Here is a 3,203-nt window from a genome sequence, read left to right on the forward strand (position 1 = left end):
TCAGTCTGTAGAGCGACCATAAGACCACAGAACAGAGTAAATCTGTTAAGGCAGGTGCGGAACCCCGCAAGGGAAAGAAGCAGAAACCTAAATCGTGAGGTTTGGGAATCGCCGTCCGTTTTACGGCGGCGAGGATGTCAACTCCATAAGGTTCACTCACAACAAGAGCGGGGCGTACTTTTGCTGCTATCCCAAAATCAATCAACCAAACTTCGCTACGAACTGGCTTCGGATTCCCCATCTGCTTCCTCCTCTGCATCTAGACGAGCAAACGATTGAGCGGCAAAAAGAACTGCATCATCATTACTCCAATCACCATAGTCTCCAGTCGGACTCAGGCTGGCTGAAAGGAACTCAGATTTTTCTCTAGCTGAAAGTTTTTTGAACTGTCTAAGAAGTGTTACAACGGCTTCACTCATGGCTTCAACTGATCGCTTGTAGATTACTTTCTGTCCACTAGGTTAGCACAGCGATCTCTCTTTCAAAAACCAAAACAATCGCGGTTTTAAAGTTTAATTAACCAGAAGCGGGTGATCGCACTGGATGAAGGGGTTTCTCAGGCGATCGCCAAAGGGTTAAGGGTGCGAGGGATTGATGTTACAATGTCTTCAGAGGAAGGACTGATTGGAGGACGATAATGATCGCCACGATTCCTGATAAATCAGCAATGAATAATGCAGTATATGTTGTCATAACATAGCTCATCGCAATTTAGATTAAAGTGTTTTGAAAAGGTAAAAGGTGCGTGGTATGCACCCTACGCTATCAGCGATCGCACTTAAAAAGAGAGGCGATCTCACTAATACTAAGATGGAACGGGTACCACATTTACACCGAGGATTAATGGGTTCCCCTGCGGGCTGCTGATATCCCACGCTGATTGGCCAGCATTTCTTGTCAGTGTGAAGCTTGCCTCTTGGCAAAGATTGACCAAAGGGAAAATCCCTTTTATCTGTCCCACCTCCGTAATTAGATCGTCGTCAACAGGCTCACCTTTGATAGTCGTGATAACTTTCATTCCATCCACGACAATTAGGCTTGTGCATCTTCGTAACATACTACCGTCCGGCCCGAAAAACATTTCCCAATAGTCATGATTTTTCCAAGCATCCTTATTTTTGTAGGCTAGGGACAGCACGTTTGAGATATACCACGGTTCATACTTGTTCAAGTCTGGATCCAGCGTATTTTTTGTAGATAGCGGAACGGCAAAAAGAGTCATTAAGTGATCGATTTTCACATTCATGACAATTCCACGATCTTTTATTAAGTGCATAAGTTTCTCAGACCCATTGTTTTTGAACAACGAGGCCATTCCTGATATTTTACCCTTAGCCCAAGTTCCAGAAACATCAGCCGATTGTTCATCAGAATCCATATCGAACGAAAAAGAAGGGGCGCTCACGATCTTTGATTTTAGTATGCCAATACTAGTGTTATAGGCTTTTGTCGTGTTGAAGTCCCCGGATTGCGTCCACATCTCCTGCGCTTTAGTCACAAAAGAATCGTTTCCCGCAAGATAGCTTAAGATTGTTCCATAATTTGTTGAAAAGAGGTTATCTCCAGCTCCATCATAGATCTGGTCAATAGATTCGGGAGGGATCGCGTCCATAATTTGCCAAATAGTCGAGGAGGTATTTCCGACTGGAAGTGAGCCTTGGACAAGCTGGAAAGTCTGGGGGTTAAGTCCGGTATTCTCCACGAGTGCGGTGTACCACTTTGCGTTAAGGTTGGTGTTACTCATTTTTCAATCTCGATAATCTTGCCAGTATACGTCCCCTCAGAATAACTTTCTCGTGTCATTTTCGGGGGTGTTTTTAGAGCGTCAAGACTGAAGTCCTTGGATAGAAAGGATTTCGATTCGTTTAGGTGGTACACATCAATTACTCTATTTATGAATAAAAGGATAAGGATGGCACAAAGCAATCTCTGCCCTGTGCCATCCCTAGTTTAGTTTTCCAAACGTGCTTGTTTATTAACCCCCAAATGCGTCCTTAAAGGGAGACACGAGTACCCCTATCACGTTCGGGTTACCGGTTTTAGATGATGATTTGACTGTTACTTCGCCCTTATCATTAAATGTAACTTCTGTTGTCCAACCACCCTGACCCGATGCCCGAAAAAACGGCCAGTATCCAGCCTGAGCGGCAGCCTTAAACGACTCTTGGTCTGTTTTTGATACGGAAGCGGTAGTAGTCGTCGTAGTTGTAATCCCATCAACAACGATAAGAGCTACCGTAAGGTTTTTTAGGTTGCCGTTGGAACCAAACGTGTCCTCCCAAGTGGGGGCCGTACGTTTCCACACAGTGTTGTTGTTCTCTGTGTATGCCGTTTGGATAGCCTTAGAATCATACCAAGGGAGGTATTTTGACAGATCGGTATCCAGTTGATCCACTGTCAGGAGTGGACTCCCAAGAAGCGTGGCCACTTTTTCAAAGTTAATCTTAAGCTTGACCCCTGACTTCTGTATATCCTGCGAGAACTTATCCCAGGACGCTGAAACACTCGCTGAGAAGAATCCATACCCACCCGAAACTTGACCGGATGCCCATGAATGGGACGTGTCTGTGGATTCTGTTGAGCTATCCAAATTTACTGTTTTTGATTGCCCGCCATTAATGGCATTCTTGAGACCTTGTTGCGTAGCTGTGTAGGCGAATACCTTTTGTTTACTCGCCGCTTGCCATTTTACAGCCGCGGCACTTATAAAATCAACTTGAGAAAGTATGCCTATTCCAGCGTTCACCGTTTCGTTAGAGATCCCATTTTGCAAGGCCCACCGCTGGAACTGAATCTTTTTGATTTGTGCAAAGTCAAGCAGCCCATCAGGAGTTGTTGGAAGGGGATCTGGAGGTAAGGTATTGTACCGTGTCCAGCTGAGATAATCGTCACCAAGTAGATTTGCCATAGCGCCCGAATCTTGCGGAACCAAGTTGTTGATTACGGCACCATAGGTTGACCCGAAACTATTCCATTCTGAGGGATTAAAGTAGTTATTAAGAGCGGCAGGAGGCAGAGAATCAAACTTAGCCCAGATTAGAGTTGACGTGGTGCCAAGACTAATGGGAGCAAGTCAAAGCTGAAGAACAAATAAACTACTTGACAAAAGCATCAATTGGGTATGGGATAGAGAAAAGAGTGGGGAAAAGACAAAAATGACTCCAGAGCAACAACAAGAACTTAACCAACATATTCAAGCGATA

3 protein-coding genes and 1 pseudogene are annotated in these 3,203 nt (G+C 44.7%); all 4 read right to left on the reverse strand.

The window, feature by feature from the left end:
- Positions 1-241 (reverse strand): annotated as a pseudogene (locus tag O9300_RS15055) (hypothetical protein); the annotation flags it as partial.
- Positions 216-419, reverse strand: a complete 204-nt coding sequence (locus O9300_RS15060) for a hypothetical protein (protein WP_002797544.1) — start codon at positions 417-419, stop codon at positions 216-218. The gene O9300_RS15060 and the pseudogene O9300_RS15055, both read right to left, overlap by 26 nt.
- 386 nt (positions 420-805) lie before the next feature.
- Positions 806-1,744, reverse strand: a complete 939-nt coding sequence (locus O9300_RS15065) for a hypothetical protein (protein WP_287972483.1) — start codon at positions 1,742-1,744, stop codon at positions 806-808.
- Between the two features lie 231 nt (positions 1,745-1,975).
- Entirely contained in the window at positions 1,976-2,908 is a 933-nt protein-coding gene (locus tag O9300_RS15070) for a hypothetical protein (RefSeq protein ID WP_287972484.1), read from the reverse strand.
- Between the last annotated feature and the right edge of the window lie 295 nt (positions 2,909-3,203).

This window comes from Microcystis sp. LE19-195.1E (assembly GCF_027532095.1).
Classification (GTDB): Bacteria; Cyanobacteriota; Cyanobacteriia; order Cyanobacteriales; family Microcystaceae; genus Microcystis; species Microcystis aeruginosa.

Bases quoted from the DNA above. Each gene is read 5' to 3' on its own strand.
- O9300_RS15060 (WP_002797544.1), bottom strand. From the start codon at position 419: ATGAGTGAAGCCGTTGTAACACTTCTTAGACAGTTCAAAAAACTTTCA.
- O9300_RS15065 (WP_287972483.1), bottom strand. From the start codon at position 1,744: ATGAGTAACACCAACCTTAACGCAAAGTGGTACACCGCACTCGTGGAG.
- O9300_RS15070 (WP_287972484.1), bottom strand. From the start codon at position 2,908: ATGGCAAATCTACTTGGTGACGATTATCTCAGCTGGACACGGTACAAT.